Source organism: Parabacteroides gordonii MS-1 = DSM 23371 (assembly GCF_000969825.1).
In the GTDB taxonomy this organism is placed as follows: domain Bacteria; phylum Bacteroidota; class Bacteroidia; order Bacteroidales; family Tannerellaceae; genus Parabacteroides; species Parabacteroides gordonii.
On sequence record NZ_KQ033919.1, the window covers coordinates 67,625 to 88,159 of the forward strand.

The following is a 20,535-nucleotide window of genomic DNA, read 5'->3' on the forward strand; positions in this document are numbered from 1 at the left end:
AACGATGAAACGGCTGTTTATCTTTTGGGTTATCCTATTGCCTGCCCTGACACAGCATGTTCACGCACAATATTACAGCGTGAACTATGACGCTCGTACCGTGGCGGCCATGGCCGCAGCATTCGGCACGGAGGCAGTAGCCGAAAGCTACTACCGCGAGCAGGTGGATGATATTCTGAAACACTATACGGCGGCAGAAGTGGCGGCAGCAGGGATATTTTCTTCCAAATTTTTGGAACACAAGGCTCTGTCCGACCTTGGCATCTGGTGCAGCAGCACGGAAAATTACTACTATCGTCGAATTTACCACATGGTGGCAGAAAAAATCATGCCGAAAATATGGGTGGTGGCGAAGCTGATGCTGCGCTCACCACAAACAGCAATCCACTGGGGCAGCTACCTGATGAAAGTGTGCGACGATACGAAGAGCCTGTGTATGCAGTTCGAAAGTGTGGTGACAAACAGCACGCTGTCGTTCTCGGACATCGCTTTTCTGGAAATTGACCGCGACATTGCCACCTTGCTGAACCTCGCAGAACTGGGCGGTACCGATTGGCAACGGATGTTGGACAACTTTACCAAAGTGCCGGGCAATTTCACGATTGAGAACTTAAAGGGCGACATTGACAACCTTTATAACATGGGCGTAGGGCTGGCAACATCAGGTATGGAGAACCTCGGTGACGCTCTACTGCAAAGTAGTGCGTTCCATGACCTGTTGGGTGGCAAAGTCAATGAAATCGGCAACCTGTATGAACACTACAGTACTCTCTTCGAGCAGGCGGAACATGACATCGGCAGTCTGCTAATCGACATGGTGGGCGGTCAGGATAGCGTGGCCGCATTGTTCAATTTCAGCAATTACGACCTCACATCGTGGATGACCGACTATATGGACAATGCTGTCGGGAACTATTACACGCAACGGTGGTATATCGCACGGCGTGATCAAGGAAGCATTTCTCTATGCGACTACTACCCACCGACAGACGACAACAGCATATTGAACGGGGGTGCATGGACACGCTTTAACACGAGTGATCCGGGATTTTATCCGAACGCTTCGCAACGGGAGCAGGCCCTCGCCAATTCAGAACGGTATGCCGGATGGTCAAGAAGTCGAGTACAACAGCTCAACAATAGCAACGATGGCTACACCTATACTATCAATACCCGACAACAGGCCTATATCATCAGTAAGGGTAACAAACAGACAAAGAAGGCATACGCCTACGAGATACACGTGACACAGAGTTGGAATCGGACGGAGGTGGTCTATGAGGATGTCTTCGACTCCTATTCGATGGATTTGAATACGTTCAAAGCGCAGCTCAATGCCCGCCTCTCGGAGTTCAATGACAACGAGGAAGGCTATGTCTATTACATAGCATCCGATGCACGGAACTATTATCAGGCGACGGACGCTGCAAAATTGCAGGGATGCGAAAGCGTGACCATCAGTGTAACCTGTTCAGACGGGGCGACGCTGGGACAAGGCTCGACACAATACAAGTGTCGCAAGTGTGGCGGCTCACTGGACGCCCATTCCAAAGAGTGCGTCATGCAGACCTCGGTAACGGAGAACGAACTGGATCTTTCAGAACTGGACGCACTGATACGGGAAGCGGACAATCAAGTCGCCGTTCTTCAATCTCAGATTAGTGCCTTGGAAAAGGAAAACGCCGACCTTCTGAAAAAAATTGCCGAGGCGAGCGTGGAAGACGCAGCAGCTTATCGGCAACAATATAACTCCAACCGGACACGTATCGAGGAACTGAAAAGCGAACTTGCCGAGTGGCAACAAAAACAGAAGGAGTACGCAGATGCGAAGCAGGAAGCGGAAGCAGAGAACGATGTGCCGACAGATGATTACTACCGCCTACCGGCTATCATGCAGGATTGCAAGACAGCCTATAGCCTCACTTGGCAGGACGGAGGTACATGGAGCGGCTATACGTTCGTCCGTAAGGCGACGATGCCGAACATCAATGGTATCATTACGTTCCGTGCGACTATTTCTATCGCACGGAAGCCGAAATACTTTCTGGGTATCAAGATTCACCGTGCCATTATCCAAATCAGTTGGGAATTGACTTCGGCATACACAGACACGCACGTTGCCGATGTACTGACACTCGATCCGAACCTGCCGAACGAGGAAAAGACTAAAATCGTGAATAATCGCATATCGGAAATCGCACGGGAATATCCCAACTGTAAAATCACTACCGAGTATGCCCGTACAGAACCTATGGAAGAAGTACCGAACAGCGACGTGTACCACCTGCTTTGGTCAAGTGACCGCCTCGAAATCGCACGAGAAGTGGATTCACGTATCACGAAAATATACGCCGACCTCGTATCCTTGGAGAAGATGATGCACTACAAGCGGAACATCATCGACGTACTGAAGGATGTGCTACCGGAACTCGATACGGACGAGGGTCGTAGGCTGACACTCGTGGAAGAGTGCCATGACCGCTGGGTAGAAAACGCACGGACATCCCGAAGTGGCAGAAAGGAGGTACGGCCATGAAACGCACTATACTGATAGCCATTACGTTGCTTGCGCTACTACCCGATGTCGCCAAGGGCCAATGGACATTCGATATCGTGTCGGTGGAAGCGTACATAAATGACCACAAAAAACAACGCAGCCTGTTGCTGGCCCGAAGCACGCTGGAATACAGCAACCAACTGCTGCATGAGTACAGCCGTGAGGAGACGGGCAAATACAAGGAAGTAAATATCGACCTTGACCGCTATACCCGTGCCTTTGATGTCATCGACGTGATGTACCAATCCCTGCGGACGGTGCTGAACGTGAAGGATACCTACAGCTCGGTAAGTGACCGTATCGGTGACTATAAGACCATGCTGGAGGCTTTCCATGAGAAAATCCTGAAACATGGGAACATCGAGCCGTCAGACGCACTGATACTGACTATCAATGAAAAAGCAATACGGGACATCGCCAACGAGGGCGAACACCTCTATAAGTCGGTGAGCGACCTCGTACTGTATGCCACGGGCGCAGCGGCCTGCTCGACCAGCGACCTGCTTATGGTACTGGAGTCCGTGAACAAGTCGCTGGACAGCATTGAGCAACACTTGAACCGGGCATACATCGAGACATGGAGATACATACAGGTACGTATCGGCTACTGGAAATCGAAGATTTACCGGGAACGTACCAAACGGGAAATTATTGACGGTGCTTTCGGACGATGGCGCAATGCGGGGCGACTGGATTATTGACGGTAAAAGAGGAAGGAGGTAAATAATGCCACAAGTTAGATTATGACTTCTATGTACCAAAATTGATAAGGAATATCTTAAAACGCAGGAAAAGCGTTTCGTCCTGAATGTTCGGAGAAGTACAAACAGAGAAAGAAACTTTAAGTACAAACAAGTCTATCTGGCCTATAACCAAGAGGCAAATGGACATTAATAAAAGATGTAATGAAAAAGATCGTTTTTGAAAAAGACATTACGCTATATAAAGCCGATTGCCTTGAAGTAATGCCTCTTCTCCCAGAATCAAGTATTGATTTAGTTCTATGCGACCCACCTTTTGGAATTACAGCCTCGCAATGGGATAAGATAATACCATTCTCGAAAATGTGGGAGGAGATTAGAAGAGTGAGAAAGGATAATGCGCCTACGGCTTTATTTGGCAGCGAACCGTTCAGCAGCCTTTTACGCTGTGGCAATTTAGCCGAATTTAAATATGACTGGGTATGGGAAAAGTCAAAAGCAAGCAATTTCCTTCTTGCTAAAAAGCAACCTCTAAAAGCGCATGAGCTAATCAGTATCTTTTGTAACGGCAGAACTCCTTATTATCCAATCATGGAGGAAGGTGAGCCTTATGAGAATCGTACAAAGAGAGGAAGTAACTGGACAGGAGTAAACAAGGTACCAAATCCTACATTCAGAAATGAAAACAAAGGAACGAGATACCCACGAAGTGTGAAATATTTTAAAACTGCGGAATCAGAGGGCAAAACGATTCATGTTAATCAAAAACCAGTCGCATTGTTGAAATATCTGATAAAAACATACACGAAAGAGGGTGACACAGTCCTTGATTTTGCCTCTGGAAGCATGAGCACTGCAATCGCCTGTATTCATACGAATAGAAAATGTATTTGTATTGAAAAGGATGATATGCACTTCTTGCGGGGAGAGGAAAGGATTAGAAATGAATATAATATAAAAAGAAATGTGGAATAATCCTGGTGATTAACTGATTGAAACACATTGAGTATTAAAAGATTAATAACAAATAACCGAAAGTAAATATGGACAGAATACTCTTACTCGTGACGGTTACAATAATTGCAACCACGGCGGCAAAGGCACAATCCGTGACCTATAACCACGATTCGCCGAAACAAAACCAAGTAACAGTAATGGAAACCGGTACGGGAGCACTCTCGCCCGACCTCTACTATTCCATACTGCACAACAAGTATAAGAAGTCGGCAGCAGTCAAGAACAAACTGTCATTCCGCACACTGGCGGGCGTCAACCTATACAACCAAACGGACGAAGCTGAAGCCATCGACTCGGCATTGGTGAGCCGGGCAAAGATAGAAGCCTTGAACGTGGCTGACCGTCAAGCGGACATCGCATGGGTCGCTGAAGGCGATAAGGTCAACGGACAGATGGTACGGTTCAAACGAAACATAGACCGCATCTTGCCTGTCGGGGGGACACCGGAGGATAAAGACAGATGGACGGAATATTACCATATCTACCAGTGCGCCATTGATGCAACGAAAGATGCCTATATGCCCAACGCACAGCGGAAGAAAGAGTATCTGCGCATCTACGAGGATATAACTCGACAGAACGAAATCCTTGTCGGCTACCTTGCCAAACGGCAGAATACTACGATAACAAGTACGCTACTGAATGCTACCGCTGACCGTACTCTGGATAAGGAGAGTATTGTCCGCGATGCGGTGAACCGATGGCACGAATCGCGCTTTGCCGTGCGCGGCCCGCAATCAGGCAATAACACGGGTGGCAACGGCGACGGAGATGAAACAGTAAATAAAGGGAACTGAAAAAACAAAAACGTATGGCAGACGGAAATATACTCTCGGATTTCGGTATTAATATCCTTGAAGAAGAAATTGACGATGTGATTTTTCAAACGAACGAGTTCCTGACTGATGCGACTTTTACCGGCTCGCAGGGACCGTTCTGGTGGATACTACAAATGTGCATGGCACTGGCTGCCCTGTTCGCTATTGTGATGGCAGCGGGAATGGCGTACAAGATGATGGTGAAACATGAGCCACTGGATGTGCTGAAGCTGTTCCGTCCTTTGGCTGTTTCAATCATCCTCTGTTGGTGGTATCCGCCAGCAGACACGGGTATGGCTGGCAGTGGGAGCAGTTGGTGTTTCCTTGACTTCCTGTCTTACATCCCGAACTGCATCGGCTCGTACACGCATGACCTGTACGAGGCAGAAGCCACCCAAATAGCGGACAAATTCGAGGAAGTGCAGCAACTTATCCATGTACGTGACACGATGTACCAAAGCTTGCAAGCACAGGCAGATGTCGCTCACACGGGTACCTCCGACCCGAACCTGGTAGAAGCGACCATGGAACAAACCGGAGTGGACGAAGTGACGAAGATGGAGAAAGACGCAGCCGAACTGTGGTTTACCTCACTGACGGCAGGAGTCATCGTAGGTATCGACAAAATCATCATGCTTATCGCTCTGATTGTGTATCGTATCGGATGGTGGGCGACCATCTATTGCCAGCAAATCCTACTGGGCATGTTAACAATATTCGGACCTATACAATGGGCGTTCTCGCTGTTGCCCAAATGGGAAGGTGCATGGGCGAAGTGGCTTATAAGGTATCTGACAGTACATTTCTATGGTGCAATGCTCTACTTCGTCGGCTTCTATGTGCTACTGTTATTCGACATTGTACTGTGCATACAGGTAGAAAACCTGACGGCAATCACAGCAAGCGAACAGACAATGGCGGCCTACTTGCAAAACAGCTTCTTCTCCGCCGGCTACTTGATGGCGGCAAGTATCGTGGCACTGAAATGCCTAAACCTCGTGCCGGACTTGGCAGCATGGATGATACCTGAAGGCGACACGGCCTTCTCTACACGGAACTTTGGAGAAGGTGTGGCGCAGCAGGCCAAAATGACGGCTACGGGCGGTATCGGCTCGATGATGAGATAATGATAAACCTAATATTAAATATCCAAAAGATGAATGTACAACAGAAAATTGAGAAATGGTGCAGGAACGAGCGTTTCGTGCACTATGCAAATGAACGCATAAGCGAAGAACTCGTTTATGCACCTAACCACCGAATTGATCCGGAATATGAAGAACTGGACGAAGCCATTACATGGGACAACCGATATATTGTCCCTATGATGACTTACCTTACCTATCGTCTGCAACTGGTCAAATTGCAGAAAAATGCCAAGAATCGAAACCGCCGTGTCTGGTGGATATTCGTGCATGTAATCATGCGGGAAGATTACACACAGCTTTTTGACGGGAAGTTCGAAAAATTTCTGACGGAGTTGCATGATACAGTCATGACAATGTTACATGACGAATACACACGATTGTCTAACAAGAAAAAATAAAGGTATATGGTCATCAAACATTTGGAGAATAAAATCCGACTGGTGGGCATCATCTGCACTGCTTTTCTTGCAGGGTGTATCATCATCAGCGTATCAAGTATCTGGACTGCCCGGACAATGGTGACGGACGCGCAGAAAAAGGTGTATGTGCTGGACGGAAATGTACCTATACTCGTAACCCGCACGACGATGGACGAAACACTGGACGTGGAGGCCAAGAGCCACGTAGAAATGTTCCACCATTACTTTTTTACTCTCGCACCGGACGACAAATACATCCGCTATACGATGGAAAAAGCGATGTACCTGGTCGATGAGACGGGACTGGCACAGTACAATACCCTCAAGGAAAAGGGATTTTACTCCAATATATTGGGTACGAGCGCGGTGTTCTCGATATTCTGTGACAGTATCTCCTTTGACAAAAAGAATATGGAGTTCACCTACTATGGTCGGCAGCGAATCGAGCGCCGGAGTAATATCCTGATGCGCGAACTGGTTACGGCAGGGCAACTTAAACGTGTGCCGAGAACGGACAATAATCCGCATGGACTGCTCATAGTAAACTGGCGCACATTGCTGAACAAAGATATCGAGCAAAAAACAAAGAGTAACTATTAAATCACCAAAGATATGAATATCAAAGGATTCAAACGGATGTTGTTCGGCGAGAAGATGCCGGACAAAGATGACCCGCAGTACAAGGAACGCTACGAGCGAGAGGTGCAGGCCGGGCATAAATTCGCCAAGGCGACACGCATCGACCAAGCGGCGGCCAAGGTGCAGGGCTTTGCCAACGCACACCGGACGCTGTTTCTGGTCATCGTCTTTACATTCGTCATCGGAGCTTTCGTATGGAACGCCTACCGCTTGGTAACTGTGTACAGACACAGTCCGGTAAGTCGCACGGCGACGGAAAAGCAGGATTCAGTGCTTCGGGAACGGCACAAGCTGTTGCAGGAAGTCGAAATAAGGGAACATAAAAACAGAGGGGACAAACCATAGTAAAAAGAGTACTTATGAATACACGGCTTGAAAAATCAGTCCGTTCGTCAGACGAATGGTACACGCCAAAGGAGATACTGGACGCATTGGGCAAATTCGACATTGACCCTTGCGCTCCCATCCATCCGTTGTGGCCGACTGCCGAGGTCATGTATGACCAGAACATAGATGGGTTGTCCCAGATATGGGAAGGGCGTGTGTGGCTCAATCCTCCCTATTCGCGTCCTCTTATCGAGCTATTCGTCCGGAAATTGGCAGAACATGGCAACGGCATTGCATTATTATTCAACCGTTGCGATTCCAAAATGTTTCAGGACGTCATCTTTCCAAAAGCGACGGGAATGAAATTCCTACGCCACCGCATCCGATTCTACCGACCAGGCGGAGCACGAGGTGACTCTCCCAGTCGCGGTAGCATCCTATTAGCTTTCGGAGAAGACAACGCAGAGATACTGAGAAATTGTGCCATTGAAGGCAAATATGTACAACTCAATTAAAAGATGTATAATGAAGATATTGGAGAAAATCAATTTTCGCCAGCCGAAATATATGCTTCCCGCCATCCTTTATTTCCCCCTGCTCGGCACGTCTTATTTCATCTTCGACCTGTTTCAGACAGAAACGATAGAAATACAAGACAAGGCGTTGCAGACGACGGAGTTCCTAAACCCCGAATTGCCGGGGGCACAGATCAAGGACGATGGCATAGGCAGCAAATACGAGAATATGGCGAAATCATGGGGTAAGATACAAGACTACTCCGCTGTAGATAACATAGACCGGGAAGAACCCGATAAAAACAAGGAAGAGTATGAATCGAAATACACGCAGGACGACATCGACCTGCTCACGGAAGAACAACAGGAAAAAGCTGCGGCAGCGGAAATTGCCTCTGCCAAGACACGAGAACAGGAAGCACTTGCCGAACTGGAGAAAGCACTCGCAGAGGCGAGACTGAGAGGGCAAAACGCGACTGTACCCCCGGCAGAAACGGACACGGCCAACATTGCTCCACCACAAGGAGCAGCAGCCTCCGGAACCATCAACGAAGAGAGCCGGGCTGTGAAAACGCCATCAGCGGACGAACCGCCCAGCGAGGTGGTACGCAAGGTGAAGACAACCTCGGACTACTTTAACACACTGTCGAAGAATGTCCGTGAACCGAAACTCATCCAAGCCATCATTGACGAGAACATCAAAGCGGTGGACGGCTCGCGCGTGAGGTTGCGCCTGCTTGACGATGTGGAGATTGGCGAGTGTGTGATAGCAAGGGGAACATACCTGTACGCTACGGTAAGCGGATTCTCATCCGGGCGCGTGAAAGGTAATATCAGCAGCATCCTCGTGAATGACGAATTGGTGAAAGTGAGTCTCTCACTCTATGATACAGATGGCATGGAGGGGCTGTATGTGCCCAACAGCCAATTCCGGGAAACGAGCAAGGATGTAGCAAGCGGGGCAATGTCGGGCAATATGAACATGAGTATGGGAAGTACAACAGGAAACAGCCTTGCACAATGGGGGATGCAGGCGGTGAACAATGCCTACCAGAAAACAAGCAATGCCATTAGCAAAGCTATCAAGAAAAACAAAGTCAAGTTGAAATACGGAACTTTCGTGTATTTAGTGAACGGACAGGAAAAAAGGAATTAAAACGATGATGACATGGAAACAGATTTATCAGAATATCACAAAGGTACGGATGGGCTTTATTATGCGGACTATATAGCCCCAAATAAAGCCGAAACATTTATCGGAAAACTTGTGAGTACCGAATGGTGGCATCACAGAGGGCAGTTTGCCCTAATATGCAACTTCCGAACAGAAGACAGACGGAGGATTGCCTTATTCGCTTTTCAAAAACATACCGGTTTTTACGGACCAAGATACGGGAATGTTAATTTCAAAACAGTGGAGAAGGGCACTCTTTGGCAATGTGAAATCCAAATGACCCGGACGAGACGTTGTACTTGGGCGCGTGCCAGGCAGATAAAGAAATGAAGCGAAATAGGGAAAAGAAATCAATATAAATATTTTTAATCATGTGCCTATGAAATCTTCAAACTACTTAAAAAAAATATACGGGAATCCGACAGATGAAAAATATACACCGGGATATGGTGTATTACCCATTATCAAATATATACCTGAAGGCAAGATAGTCTGGTGTCCTTTCGATACGAAGCACAGTGAGTTTGTGCAGAAATTCAAGGATGCCGGTTTCCATGTCGTGTATTCCCATATCTATAACGGACAGGATTTTTTCAACTATGAACCGTCCCAATGGGATATACTCGTATCCAATCCTCCTTTCAGCCGGAAAGTGGAAGTCTTCGAACGCTGTCTGAAACTCGGAAAACCATTCGCCTTGCTGATGTCCAACTATTGGCTGAACAACGTAACACCCTGCCGACTTTTCCAGAATACTGATCTGGAATTACTCATGTTCGATAAACGTATTCAGTTCGGAAAAGGGAAAAACGTACCGTTCAACAGCAGCTATTTCTGCCATAAAATACTTCCGAAACAAATCATATTCGAACAGATAGATGTTACGGACAAATCTCCAAGTTGTATGCAGGATGACATCCCAGATAAGGCAAATATCAATCCGCAAGAGAATAAAGCAATCATGAATTTTCAATTATAACTCTGTATTTCAATGAAAAGGAATTTATTTGGCATTATGCTTCTATCAGGTATTTCCATTTTACCGAAAGCTAACGCACAAACTACCTACGAAGAAATGGAACAACTGACGGTGAACGAACAGATAACAACTGTCATCACGGCATCGGAACCGGTGCGTTTCGTGGATATTTCCACTGACAAGGTGGCGGGCGATCAGCCCATTGACAACATCATTCGCCTAAAGCCCAAGGAAAGCGGACACGAGGATGGTGAAATACTCGCCATCGTCACCATTGTGACGGAACGATACCGCACACAATACGCACTGATTTATACCACAAGGATGAAAGAGGCAGTAACGGATAAGGAGATATTGCTGCAAGAGCGTAATGCGTACAACAATCCGGCAGTCTCAATGTCCGCTGCCGACATGACACATCATGCACGGCGCATCTGGAACTCACCTGCAAAAATCCGCAACGTAGCTACCAAAGCACACCGCATGGTGATGCGTCTGAACAATATCTACTCGGTGGGTGACTACTTCTTCATAGACTTTTCCATCGAGAACAAGACGAACATCCGTTTTGACATTGATGAGATACGGATAAAGCTGACAGACAAGAAACTCGCCAAGGCAACCAACGCACAGACTATCGAACTGACACCTGCCCTGGTTCTGGAATCGGGCAAGACATTCAGACACGGCTATCGGAATGTGATTGTCGTGAAAAAGATGACCTTTCCCAATGACAAGCTACTGACCATCGAAATGACGGAGAAACAGATTAGTGGCCGTAACATCAGTCTGAACATCGACTATGAGGATATACTGGCGGCAGATTCGTTCCATGCAGATTTATTGGAGGAGGAATGACTATGAAAAAGACAATCATCGTGATAATTACCTGCGTGTGTATCGCTGCAAGTGCAAATGCACAACAAGGTAGCGGACGCCTCTCGCTTGGCACAGGGCTACTCTACAAGAACGGCATGGATATAACGCTCGCCTACGAACACGAAATGAACTATCGCCATACGTGGGAGTTCTTCGTCAACGGCTATCTACAATGGGCAGAGTGCGCTTCGTGCGGGCATATCTGCCCGGAATCATTTTGGCGAAACTACCGCAGCTACGGTTTTGGCGTGGCCTACAAGCCGTGCATGACGCGGGGACGCAACCACTATGGCAGTCTGCGTATCGGAGCTTCAGCCGGAAGCGACATGAATAAGTTCCTCGGTGGCCTGCACTTCGGTTACGAACACAACTATGTGCTACGGGCCGGATGGACACTGTATTGGCAAGTGAAAAGCGATGTGATGATAAAAGGTGCGGACGTGCTGCGAGCAGGTGTCGTGCTGGGTGTGAAACTACCTATAAAATAGGGAAACAAAAAAGAAAGCAATATGATACGAAAGATACATTTGGTGGCAGCGGCAACGGCTGCCGTGCTTTGCGCTGCCTGTGACACGCATATAGACGTACCCGATACAGCAGTTCGTCCAGGACATATCCTCTGCGAGGATGGAACAGCCTTGCCTTACGCACAATATGAACAATCGGGGAAAAAAGCGATAGCGGTTGTCTTCGATACCGAAAAACGCGGAGATACGGAGGGGGACGGTTATGCAGTTTACCTGTGGGACATTGCTCCACAGGCATTCGCCGACAGCCTCGGCATCGCACAAGGCACATCGGCTGACATCATGGCTTATGATGGCAATGAGAATACATTCGCACTGTATGATACACAAGAAACCGCTTCGCCAATGGCAGAAGCGGTTTTCGACCTATGGCGGTACGGGCAGAGTGCCTATGTACCGTCCGTGGCAGAGATGCGGCTGCTCTACACCATGCGAAAGATAATCAACCCTGTCATCGAACAATGTGGCGGTGAGCCGTTACCACTGGATGAAAACGACTGTTGGTACTGGACATCCACAGAAGTCGAAAAGCAACAGACAGCCAAGGCATGGCTCTATTCCATGGGGAGCGGCGCAATGCAGGAAACACCTAAAGTACAGGCGCACAGAGTACGCCCTATAATTACCATAAACGAATAAAAGATAGAAAGATATGAAAGATACGGATATATTTTTCAGCATAGCATTGATGATATTGGGAATTGTCCTCATGTATAAGTCCATGAAAGGTAATTCATGCCGACAAATACTGGCAAAACTCGCAGATTCCATAGCATCGGATAAAGAAGATATTAATTTTCAAATTAAAAGGTTCGGCTACCTTTTGGACGAAATGACTGCCGATAATGAAAAAAATTCAATCTTGAAGCGTCATGCCGACAGACTGGAGGAACTTGTCACGCAATTAGACCGCACACGAAACGAGCTTGAAACAAGTAATCTGTCAATGGCGGATATTAACGGAGAGTTGAAAAGAAGTAATGCCGAACTTGTAAAGAGAGCAACCCAATTACGCAATGAGATACAGCAAGACGAGCTTGTCATCCAAAAGATGCAAGAACGCCTTGATTCTCTCAAAAGAATCAAAGTGGGGCTTGAAATAGCCCTGAATAACATTCAGGCAGAAGAAGTACACTATCTCTCGGAACCGGTATTCAGTTTGGGTATTACCCCATCCATCAAAAGCCATCTTGAATCTCATGGAATATTATATATCGGAGACCTGATTCATCTTAACGAGCAATATCTCATGGAAATCTGGGGTATCGGTCCGGTAACACTTGATAAGATAAAAACAAAACTGAACGAGAATGGTGCATGGTTCGGTATGGATGTAATCAGAGTAGGTAATCATTGGTATCGTAGAAAACAAGGACTAATAACAGACTGACTTATGGAAGAAAGTAAGGAATTGCAAGGGTTCTATAAAATATTCCGCACAGTGGTATATGTGTCCGTGCTGCTGGAGTTCTTTGAATATGCCATTGACCCTGCAATGCTCGACCACTGGGGCGGCATACTGACCGAAATTCACGGACGCATCAAACAATGGATGATTTACCACGACGGCAATCTTGTGTACAGCAAAATCGCAACGGTACTGCTTATCTGCATCACTTGTGTCGGAACGCGGAACAAGAAGCATCTGGAGTTCAACGCACGCCGGCAGGTGGTGTATCCATTGACGAGTGGGTTATTGCTGCTCGTACTCTCCGTATGGCTGTTCGGCCATACGATGGAAACAAGGCTTTATACCTTACCTCTGAATATCATTCTCTATATGATTGCCTCCATTGCTGGCGTAGTACTGGTACATATCGCATTAGACAACATTTCAAAGTTCATCAAGGAGGGATTGATGAAAGACCGTTTCAACTTCGAGAATGAAAGTTTTGAACAATGTGAAGAAAAAGTCGAGAATGAATACAGCGTAAATATCCCCATGCGATACTACTATAAGGGTAAATTCCGTAAGGGGTGGATTTCTGTAAGCAACTGCTTTCGAGGAACATGGGTAGTTGGAACACCGGGATCGGGTAAGACTTTCAGTATCATAGAGCCGTTTATCCGACAGCATTCGGCCAAAGGTTTCGCCATGGTGGTGTATGACTACAAGTTTCCTACATTGGCGACCAAGCTCTACTACCATTACAAGAAGAACGAGAAACTGGGCAGAGTACCCCAAGGGTGCAAGTTCAACATGATTAATTTTGTGGATGTGGAGTACAGCCGTCGGGTGAATCCAATTCAGGCAAAGTACATCAACAATCTTGCGGCGGCCAGCGAAACGGCGGAAACATTATTGGAAAGCCTACAAAAGGGTAAGAAAGAGGGAGGCGGCGGAAGCGACCAGTTCTTCCAAACCTCGGCGGTAAACTTCCTTGCCGCTTGTATCTACTTCTTCGTGAATTATGAACGTGAACCCTACGATGCCAACGGCAAGCCTCTATATGCGGAAAGACAGCAAGATCCGCAGACCAAATTCTGGAAACCGACAGGTATCGTGCGCGACCGTGAAGGCGGCAATATCGTGGAACCTGCCTACTGGCTGGGAAAGTATTCGGACATGCCACATATTCTGTCATTCTTGAATGAAAGTTATCAGACGATTTTCGAGGTACTGGAAACTGACAATGAGGTTGCTCCGCTGCTTGGTCCATTCCAGACAGCTTTCAAAAATAAGGCAATGGAACAATTGGAGGGTATGATTGGCACGTTACGTGTTTATACCTCGCGTCTGGCAACCAAAGAGAGCTACTGGATATTCCACCGGGATGGCGATGACTTCGACCTGAAGGTGAGTGACCCGAAGAATCCGAGTTACCTGCTGATTGCAAATGACCCGGAAATGGAATCCATCATCGGTGCATTGAACGCTCTTATCCTAAACCGTCTCGTTACCCGTGTGAATACCGGGCAGGGGAAAAATATTCCTGTGAGTATTATAGTGGACGAGTTACCGACACTCTACTTTCACAAAATAGACCGTCTGATAGGTACAGCGCGAAGCAATAAGGTGAGTGTAACGCTCGGCTTTCAGGAACTACCGCAACTGGAAGCCGATTATGGTAAGGTAGGTATGCAAAAGATCATTACGACGGTAGGTAATGTGGTAAGCGGCTCGGCACGTGCCAAAGAAACGCTGGAATGGTTGTCCAATGACATCTTCGGCAAGGTGGTCCAGGTCAAAAAAGGCGTGACTATTGACCGGGACAAAACAAGTATCAATCTCAATGAGAATATGGATAACCTTGTGCCTGCCTCGAAAATCTCGGATATGGCAACCGGATGGATATGCGGTCAGACGGCACGGGACTTTGTGAAGACGAAAACAGGTATGGGCGGTTCAATGAATATTCAAGAATCGGAAGAGTTCAAGACTACAAAGTTCTTCTGCAAAACAGATTTTGATATGGCAGAAATCAAGAAAGAAGAAGCGGCGTATGTGCCGCTGCCGAAGTTCTACACTTTCAAGTCGAGAGAGGAACGGGAGCGCATCCTATATAAAAACTTCGTACAAGTGGGGCAAGATGTGAAAGAGATGATAAAAGACGTTCAAAATAAGCGCAACGCGAAATAAAAATCCGGCTGTCTGACATATAATGTAAATAAAAACAACAAAAACCGTCAGTACAATCGTACTGGCGGTTTACTACTAACTAATCTCTTCTTCTGGTTTATCAGGTGAGCTACCTGCTTAATAATTGGGTGAGTTGCTGATGGCAATTTTTTCGTATTCCTCTTTGTCAGTACCGCATTCAATTGCCCTGTCAATGACATCCCCTAACTCGTTGTAACAAACTTCTTCATTGACACACTCTGCATCTTTGCCTTTCAACAGATATACCTCATAATAGTCCGACCCATTAAGTGCAATAATGACGTATCCGGTGTGTAACAGTCCGTTTACTTTGATACGAAGTGCAGGCAGGTCTTTGAAGATGGTGGCTGCAAACTCTGCGATACCCCATGACATGAGGACGGGCATAGGGGTAAGTCCTATCAACTGCTCTTGAATGGTCTGTGCTATTTGTATTACATACTCTTTTTCCATAACTATGCTATTTTTAAGATGATTATTGTTTTTTTATTCGAACCATTCCGGGTTGTCCTTTTTCAGTTCGGCAACCAATTCTACGTCTGTCAGTCGCAGGTTTGCCATGTCGGTAAAGAAGAAAACCTCGTCATAGATTCTTTCGGCTTCCTTGCTTGCGAAGCCTTCGTTTTCATCGTTGAAACTACCGGGCTGAAGGGCATCAAGCAAGGTAATCGAGCCGATAAGGAGTTCTTCACCCTCGTTGGATTCCACCACACGGCAAGGATAGTTATTGCCGCCAAATTGTACTTCTTGTGTTTTCATACGCTTGTTATTTTAATGGGATATGCTTTCCATTTGTCTTGAGGTATTCCATAAGACACTTTGCTTCTTCATGTGACGCACGATTGCGGTCATCATAGCGACGTGTCTCATCCGCCATCACAATGATGCACTCCTTAAACAATCTATAGAGGCTCTGTTGCAGTGTGGGGTGCATATCAGGTATAGCGGCTGCAAAACGCTTGGGATTGAAACTAAAACTATTCACTGCCATTTCCCATTCTTTGGCAAGTTTGTACTCTTTGCTTTCTTTGATGTTGTCCATTGTCATGAAATTTTAATGATTTATTTTTCTTCCCTCTGTTCGGTTCTATATTCTGTCTGAACCGCTTGGGATTTACAGATGCTTTACAGGACTGACGAACAAGCTACTTCCAACGCTTTTTTTGGAAAATTACTCTTTCACAGAAAGGAAGAATTTTATAAAAATGCACTTCAAAGCGATGGAATCAAGCGCGGCAGTCCACCTTCGCGTCTGGAAAACCAACCGGCGAGGACAGGAAGGAACCGGAGAAGGAATAAGATGGAAAAGATAAAAAGGAGGAAACTGATAGGTATAAATGAAGACGGGTGGCGGCGGGGTATCGGGAGGTAGCTATAAATGGGATAGAAAAGGCATAATCGCGCGGATGGCGGGTTTGCCCGGCAGACGCGCCGCCCGACAACGGTTTGGAGCAGTTGTCCGTGAACATCTTCACCTTAATCTAATTACAAATTAGGAACGAATAGAGGACAGATTACTCCACCCTCTATTCGTTGGTTACTGATTATGGTTAAGCTGCAATATCTTCCTCTTGTGGCTGTTCTTCGGTCTGCATCCCTACTTCGGATTGCTGTTTGTCAGATTGCTCCGCTTCCTGCTTTGCTTGTTCCTGCACCAAAAGAACGGCTTTTTTCTCTTCGATACGTTGGTGACGCTTCTCATACACTTCATTATGTCCGTTCTTGATGTCTGCCAACAGGTCGGGCATATGTTTTTGTGCGAAGTCAAGCAAGAGGGATGCAATGGCATTGTTGCCGTATGCGTTCTTGAAATTAGCAATTAGAAAATCCCTGCGAATAATCGCTTTCTGCTTGCTCGTGAGGTTGGCAATGATGTTTATCTTTTCTTCATCTGTAAGGTAGGAATAAGGCTTTTTTTCCTCGATACCTACCGCTTCGAAATGCTCTTTGCGGAGGGATGATAGCAAGAAGAAATAAATCATCTTGTCCTCGTCTTGCCCAAACTTGCAATCGGACATATCAACCTCCAAAATCTGTTTTTTTGTGTCCTCTACAGTCTTTTCAAGGGCAATTTCCTTGTTGCGTTTGTCTTGCTTTTCCAACTTCTCTACCGGTGAAAGCGTCTGCTCCTGTTTTGTGTCATTGGTAGTACAGGTAACTTTCGGAACATAACAGAGTACGATGTCCTTGCTCTCAATACGGAAATAAAGGATGATTTCACCTGCTTCACTTCGGGTACGGATTTCTTCGCATTCTTCCGTGTAATCGTTCAAATCCTGTTCGAACTCGCTCTGTGCCTGTTCGTATTCTTCGGTGGTGTCGTACTCATCTTTTCGGGGTGCTTCGGGCTGTTCGGGATATGCCTTTGCATAATAGTTAAGGCTTTCCACTTCGTAACCCATGGCGGTAAGACGTTCTACTACGGCTTCATTGCTGTTGAAACTTTCATAGCAGAGGGATACCTCAGGGCGTTCTTCCATAAGGCGCACGGCTTTCTCCGTGAGATATGCTGCATTCATTTCAGCAAGGCAAGTACGATTGGCGCAATTTCCGCAACCACCCTCGCAAAATAACATCATATTATTTGTATTGTGAGGACACGACAGACAGAGGGTCTTGTCAAATGCGTATCGCTCCAAGTCGGTGGTATATTGCCGTTCGATGTTCCGTGCAACATCAGAGGCTTTCATTCCTCGCCAACTATTGTACTGCACCCCCTCTTTAAGATGCTTGTTGTACACCTCTTTCTGAATATCTTCCCCATAACGGCAAATTTCGCTCGCTACGCTGATTGTGATTTCGTCCTGTTCCAAAAGCTGTGCGATTTCGGGCATTAAGGAAACGAATTTAAGGCGTGTGCGGATATAGCTTTCGTTTTTACCGAACTGCACCGCCAAAGACTGCACATCGTGGCGACCACTATCAATGAGCTTTTGGTAGGCATTTGCTTCCTCTATCGGGGTAACATCCTTGCGCTGGAGGTTTTCAGTTACCGCCATTTCTTCGGCAACTTCGTCTGAAATTTCCATAACGACAGCCGGAATGTCTTCCAATCCTGCCATGAGGGAGGCACGATATCGGCGTTCTCCAAAAACAATCTCAAAGCGGTTGTCTTCTATTGGGCGTACTCCAATAGGCTGTAACACACCCTGCTGACGAATACTCTCGGAAAGTTCTGCAAGGCTCGCTTCGTCAAAATTCTTACGTGGGTTGTAATTGCTCGGCTGCACGTTTGCCAATGCTACCATTGTGATGTTTTTCTCTACTGATTGAATTGCTGTTGCTTCCATAATCATAAAAATTTAATTGGTTTTAATATTTAATTTTTTATTTTCCCTTTGTTCGGTTCTCTTTTCTGCCTGAACCGCTTGGGATTTACAGATGCTTTACAAGGACTGACGAATAAGCGATTTCCGACGCTTTTTCCGGAAAATTACTCTTTCGCAGAAAGGAAGAATTTTATAGGAAATGCACTTCAAAGCGACGGAATCAAGCGCGGCAGTCCACCTTTGCGTCTGGAAAACCAACCGGTGATGGCAGGAATGGACCGGATGAGTGGCATTAAAAGAATATAGAAAAGGAAGAATACGCTGAAAGGCGGATGGTAAAACGGATGGAACTATAAAGGGATGATTAACGATACAACGGGACAAGCGGAAGGACGTAAGACCAGACGGTGTAAAACAGGAATGGAACTTACCAGATAAAAATCCTTTGAGCCATTTCGCTAAATAAATCTGTATCAATTGCCTGTTTTACCAGAAATTTGCATTATTTTTGCAGTAACGAAACAGCCGTTTCGGAAACAGCCGTTTCGGAAACAGCAATAAAAAAGGATAAGGATATGAGATTTTTTGACAGGACAGAAGAAATAGCCTCTCTTCGCAAGATTCGCGAAATGGCCAAAAACAATGCTCAGTTTACAGTGGTAACGGGACGTCGCCGTATCGGTAAGACATCACTCGTGTGGAAGGCATACGAGGACGAACCGATTCTCTATTTCTTTGTTGCCCGGAAAGCCGAAGGCGATTTGTGTGAGGACTACCGGCTTGAAATAGAGAACAAGTTGGGAGTCCCAACCATGGGGCGGGCCGAACACTTTACCGATGTGTTCGAGTACCTGATGAAACTTTCGGCAGAACGTCCCATCACACTCTTTATCGACGAGTTCCAGGAGTTTTTCCGTGTGAACAAATCGGTGTTCAGCGATATGCAGCGCATCTGGGATCTATACAGCCCGAAGTCCCGTATTAACCTGATTGTCTGTGGTTCGATTTATTCCATGATGACAAAGATATTCAAGGATAAGAAAGAGCCGTTGTATAACCGGCAGTCGCGCTTTATGACTGTGCGTCCGTTTACCCCAACTGTTCTGAAAGATATTCTTTCGGAATACAACCCCGGCTACACGGCGGAAGATCTGCTGGCATTGTACGCTTTCACGGGCGGTGTGGCGAAGTATGTACAACTACTCGTGGATGCAGGAGCAACAACCAAAACGACTATGCTCGACCAGATTATAAAGGCCGACTCCATATTTTTGGGCGAGGGTAAAGCGATTCTTATCGAAGAGTTCGGCAAGGATTACGGAATCTATTTCTCCATACTATCGGCCATTGCACGAGGAAAAACATCCCGTTCGGAAATTGAAAACGTGGTAGGCAAGGAAATCGGCGGTTATCTTACCAAGCTGGAAAAAGAATACGAAATCATATCGAAGAAGCAACCGCTGTTCGAGAAGAGTTCCGCCAAGAATGTCCGGTATGTCATCGAGGATAATTTTTTCACGTTCTGGTTCCGCTTCATCTACAAGTACAGCTATATGCTGGAGATAGAGAACTATGGAAGTGTGAAGATGATTATAGGTCGGGATTATGAAACTTTCAGCGGTCTGATGCTTGAACGTTACTTTAAGCGTGTACTGATAGAACGGCAAGTCTATACGCGTATCGGAGGCTGGTGGGACCGCAAGGGTGAGAACGAAATAGACATAGTAGCTGAAAACGAACTGGACGATACGGCGACATTTTTCGAAGTCAAACGCAAGGCCGAAAATATCGACATGGAAAAACTGGAAGCGAAAGCAGCCGCTTTCATGCGTGCAACGGGAGAGTTCAAAGGTTATTCCCTGTCATACAAAGGGTTGTCAATGACTGATATGTAGCAATACATATCGGCATAACGTACTAACAGAAGTCACAGATTTAAAAGAACGGTAAGCGAGGAACATACCC

Annotated in this window: 22 protein-coding genes; 18 read left to right on the top strand and 4 right to left on the bottom strand. The window is 46.5% G+C overall.

What is annotated here, in order from left to right; genetic code table 11:
- Positions 1–4 precede the first annotated feature (4 nt).
- The 17 genes from HMPREF1536_RS00290 to HMPREF1536_RS00370 all read left to right on the top strand — a co-directional run bounded on the left by HMPREF1536_RS00290 (position 5) and on the right by HMPREF1536_RS00370 (position 15,280).
- Positions 5–2,536, top strand: a complete 2,532-nt coding sequence (locus tag HMPREF1536_RS00290) for a hypothetical protein (RefSeq protein WP_011203017.1) — start codon at positions 5–7, stop codon at positions 2,534–2,536.
- Complete coding sequence (locus HMPREF1536_RS00295; protein WP_004322064.1) at positions 2,533–3,258, top strand: hypothetical protein; 726 nt, start codon at positions 2,533–2,535, stop codon at positions 3,256–3,258. Before HMPREF1536_RS00290 ends, HMPREF1536_RS00295 begins: the two co-directional genes overlap by 4 nt.
- A 204-nt stretch (positions 3,259–3,462) precedes the next feature.
- On the top strand, positions 3,463–4,233 hold the full coding sequence (locus HMPREF1536_RS00300) for a DNA-methyltransferase (protein WP_004310179.1): 771 nt from the start codon (positions 3,463–3,465) through the stop codon (positions 4,231–4,233).
- Positions 4,234–4,301: 68 nt separating this feature from the next.
- Positions 4,302–5,072 carry a DUF5045 domain-containing protein gene (locus HMPREF1536_RS00305; protein ID WP_004310178.1) on the top strand — a complete coding sequence of 257 codons (771 nt, stop codon included), beginning with the start codon at positions 4,302–4,304 and terminating at the stop codon, positions 5,070–5,072.
- A gap of 14 nt (positions 5,073–5,086) precedes the next feature.
- Complete coding sequence (locus tag HMPREF1536_RS00310; protein WP_004310177.1) at positions 5,087–6,220, top strand: hypothetical protein; 1,134 nt, start codon at positions 5,087–5,089, stop codon at positions 6,218–6,220.
- Positions 6,221–6,249: 29 nt separating this feature from the next.
- Entirely contained in the window at positions 6,250–6,639 is a 390-nt protein-coding gene (locus HMPREF1536_RS00315; RefSeq protein ID WP_004310176.1) for a hypothetical protein, read from the top strand.
- Positions 6,640–6,645: 6 nt separating this feature from the next.
- Positions 6,646–7,260 (top strand): conjugative transposon protein TraK, encoded by a 615-nt coding sequence (traK, locus tag HMPREF1536_RS00320; RefSeq protein WP_004310175.1) that lies wholly within the window; start codon positions 6,646–6,648, stop codon positions 7,258–7,260.
- A gap of 12 nt (positions 7,261–7,272) precedes the next feature.
- Positions 7,273–7,644 carry a hypothetical protein gene (locus HMPREF1536_RS00325; protein ID WP_004310174.1) on the top strand — a complete coding sequence of 124 codons (372 nt, stop codon included), beginning with the start codon at positions 7,273–7,275 and terminating at the stop codon, positions 7,642–7,644.
- 14 nt (positions 7,645–7,658) lie between these two features.
- Positions 7,659–8,141, top strand: a complete 483-nt coding sequence (locus HMPREF1536_RS00330; RefSeq protein WP_011203018.1) for a DNA N-6-adenine-methyltransferase — start codon at positions 7,659–7,661, stop codon at positions 8,139–8,141.
- Positions 8,142–8,151: 10 nt separating this feature from the next.
- Positions 8,152–9,297 carry a conjugative transposon protein TraM gene (gene traM, locus HMPREF1536_RS00335; RefSeq protein WP_004310172.1) on the top strand — a complete coding sequence of 382 codons (1,146 nt, stop codon included), beginning with the start codon at positions 8,152–8,154 and terminating at the stop codon, positions 9,295–9,297.
- 12 nt (positions 9,298–9,309) lie between these two features.
- Positions 9,310–9,645 carry a hypothetical protein gene (locus tag HMPREF1536_RS00340; protein WP_004314541.1) on the top strand — a complete coding sequence of 112 codons (336 nt, stop codon included), beginning with the start codon at positions 9,310–9,312 and terminating at the stop codon, positions 9,643–9,645.
- Between the two features lie 49 nt (positions 9,646–9,694).
- Positions 9,695–10,294, top strand: a complete 600-nt coding sequence (locus tag HMPREF1536_RS00345; RefSeq protein ID WP_004310171.1) for a hypothetical protein — start codon at positions 9,695–9,697, stop codon at positions 10,292–10,294.
- Positions 10,295–10,306: 12 nt separating this feature from the next.
- Positions 10,307–11,152, top strand: coding sequence for a conjugative transposon protein TraN (gene traN / locus HMPREF1536_RS00350; protein ID WP_004310170.1), 846 nt, complete (start codon positions 10,307–10,309; stop codon positions 11,150–11,152).
- Positions 11,149–11,661, top strand: a complete 513-nt coding sequence (locus HMPREF1536_RS00355; protein WP_004310169.1) for a hypothetical protein — start codon at positions 11,149–11,151, stop codon at positions 11,659–11,661. Before traN ends, HMPREF1536_RS00355 begins: the two co-directional genes overlap by 4 nt.
- Before the next feature lie 21 nt (positions 11,662–11,682).
- Entirely contained in the window at positions 11,683–12,339 is a 657-nt protein-coding gene (locus tag HMPREF1536_RS00360) for an Lcl C-terminal domain-containing protein (protein ID WP_008768662.1), read from the top strand.
- Between the two features lie 13 nt (positions 12,340–12,352).
- Positions 12,353–13,090 (top strand): DNA-directed RNA polymerase subunit alpha C-terminal domain-containing protein, encoded by a 738-nt coding sequence (locus HMPREF1536_RS00365; RefSeq protein ID WP_004310167.1) that lies wholly within the window; start codon positions 12,353–12,355, stop codon positions 13,088–13,090.
- 3 nt (positions 13,091–13,093) lie between these two features.
- Positions 13,094–15,280 (top strand): type IV secretory system conjugative DNA transfer family protein, encoded by a 2,187-nt coding sequence (locus HMPREF1536_RS00370; protein ID WP_028728590.1) that lies wholly within the window; start codon positions 13,094–13,096, stop codon positions 15,278–15,280.
- Between the two features lie 117 nt (positions 15,281–15,397).
- Here the strand turns inward: HMPREF1536_RS00370 and HMPREF1536_RS00375 are convergent, their stop codons facing one another.
- From HMPREF1536_RS00375 to HMPREF1536_RS00395, 4 genes are all read right to left on the bottom strand, one after another.
- Positions 15,398–15,754, bottom strand: a complete 357-nt coding sequence (locus HMPREF1536_RS00375) for a hypothetical protein (protein WP_004310165.1) — start codon at positions 15,752–15,754, stop codon at positions 15,398–15,400.
- A 33-nt stretch (positions 15,755–15,787) separates the two neighbouring features.
- Positions 15,788–16,060 (bottom strand): hypothetical protein, encoded by a 273-nt coding sequence (locus HMPREF1536_RS27795; protein ID WP_004310164.1) that lies wholly within the window; start codon positions 16,058–16,060, stop codon positions 15,788–15,790.
- Positions 16,061–16,067: 7 nt separating this feature from the next.
- A complete protein-coding gene (locus tag HMPREF1536_RS00385) occupies positions 16,068–16,343 on the bottom strand; it encodes a hypothetical protein (RefSeq protein ID WP_004322070.1) in 276 nt (91 codons plus the stop codon).
- A 508-nt stretch (positions 16,344–16,851) separates the two neighbouring features.
- Positions 16,852–18,591 carry a ParB/RepB/Spo0J family partition protein gene (locus HMPREF1536_RS00395; protein WP_008659497.1) on the bottom strand — a complete coding sequence of 580 codons (1,740 nt, stop codon included), beginning with the start codon at positions 18,589–18,591 and terminating at the stop codon, positions 16,852–16,854.
- A 554-nt stretch (positions 18,592–19,145) separates the two neighbouring features.
- Between HMPREF1536_RS00395 and HMPREF1536_RS00405 the strand changes: the two genes are divergently transcribed.
- Positions 19,146–20,465, top strand: coding sequence for an ATP-binding protein (locus HMPREF1536_RS00405; RefSeq protein WP_005777343.1), 1,320 nt, complete (start codon positions 19,146–19,148; stop codon positions 20,463–20,465).
- Positions 20,466–20,535 lie beyond the last annotated feature (70 nt).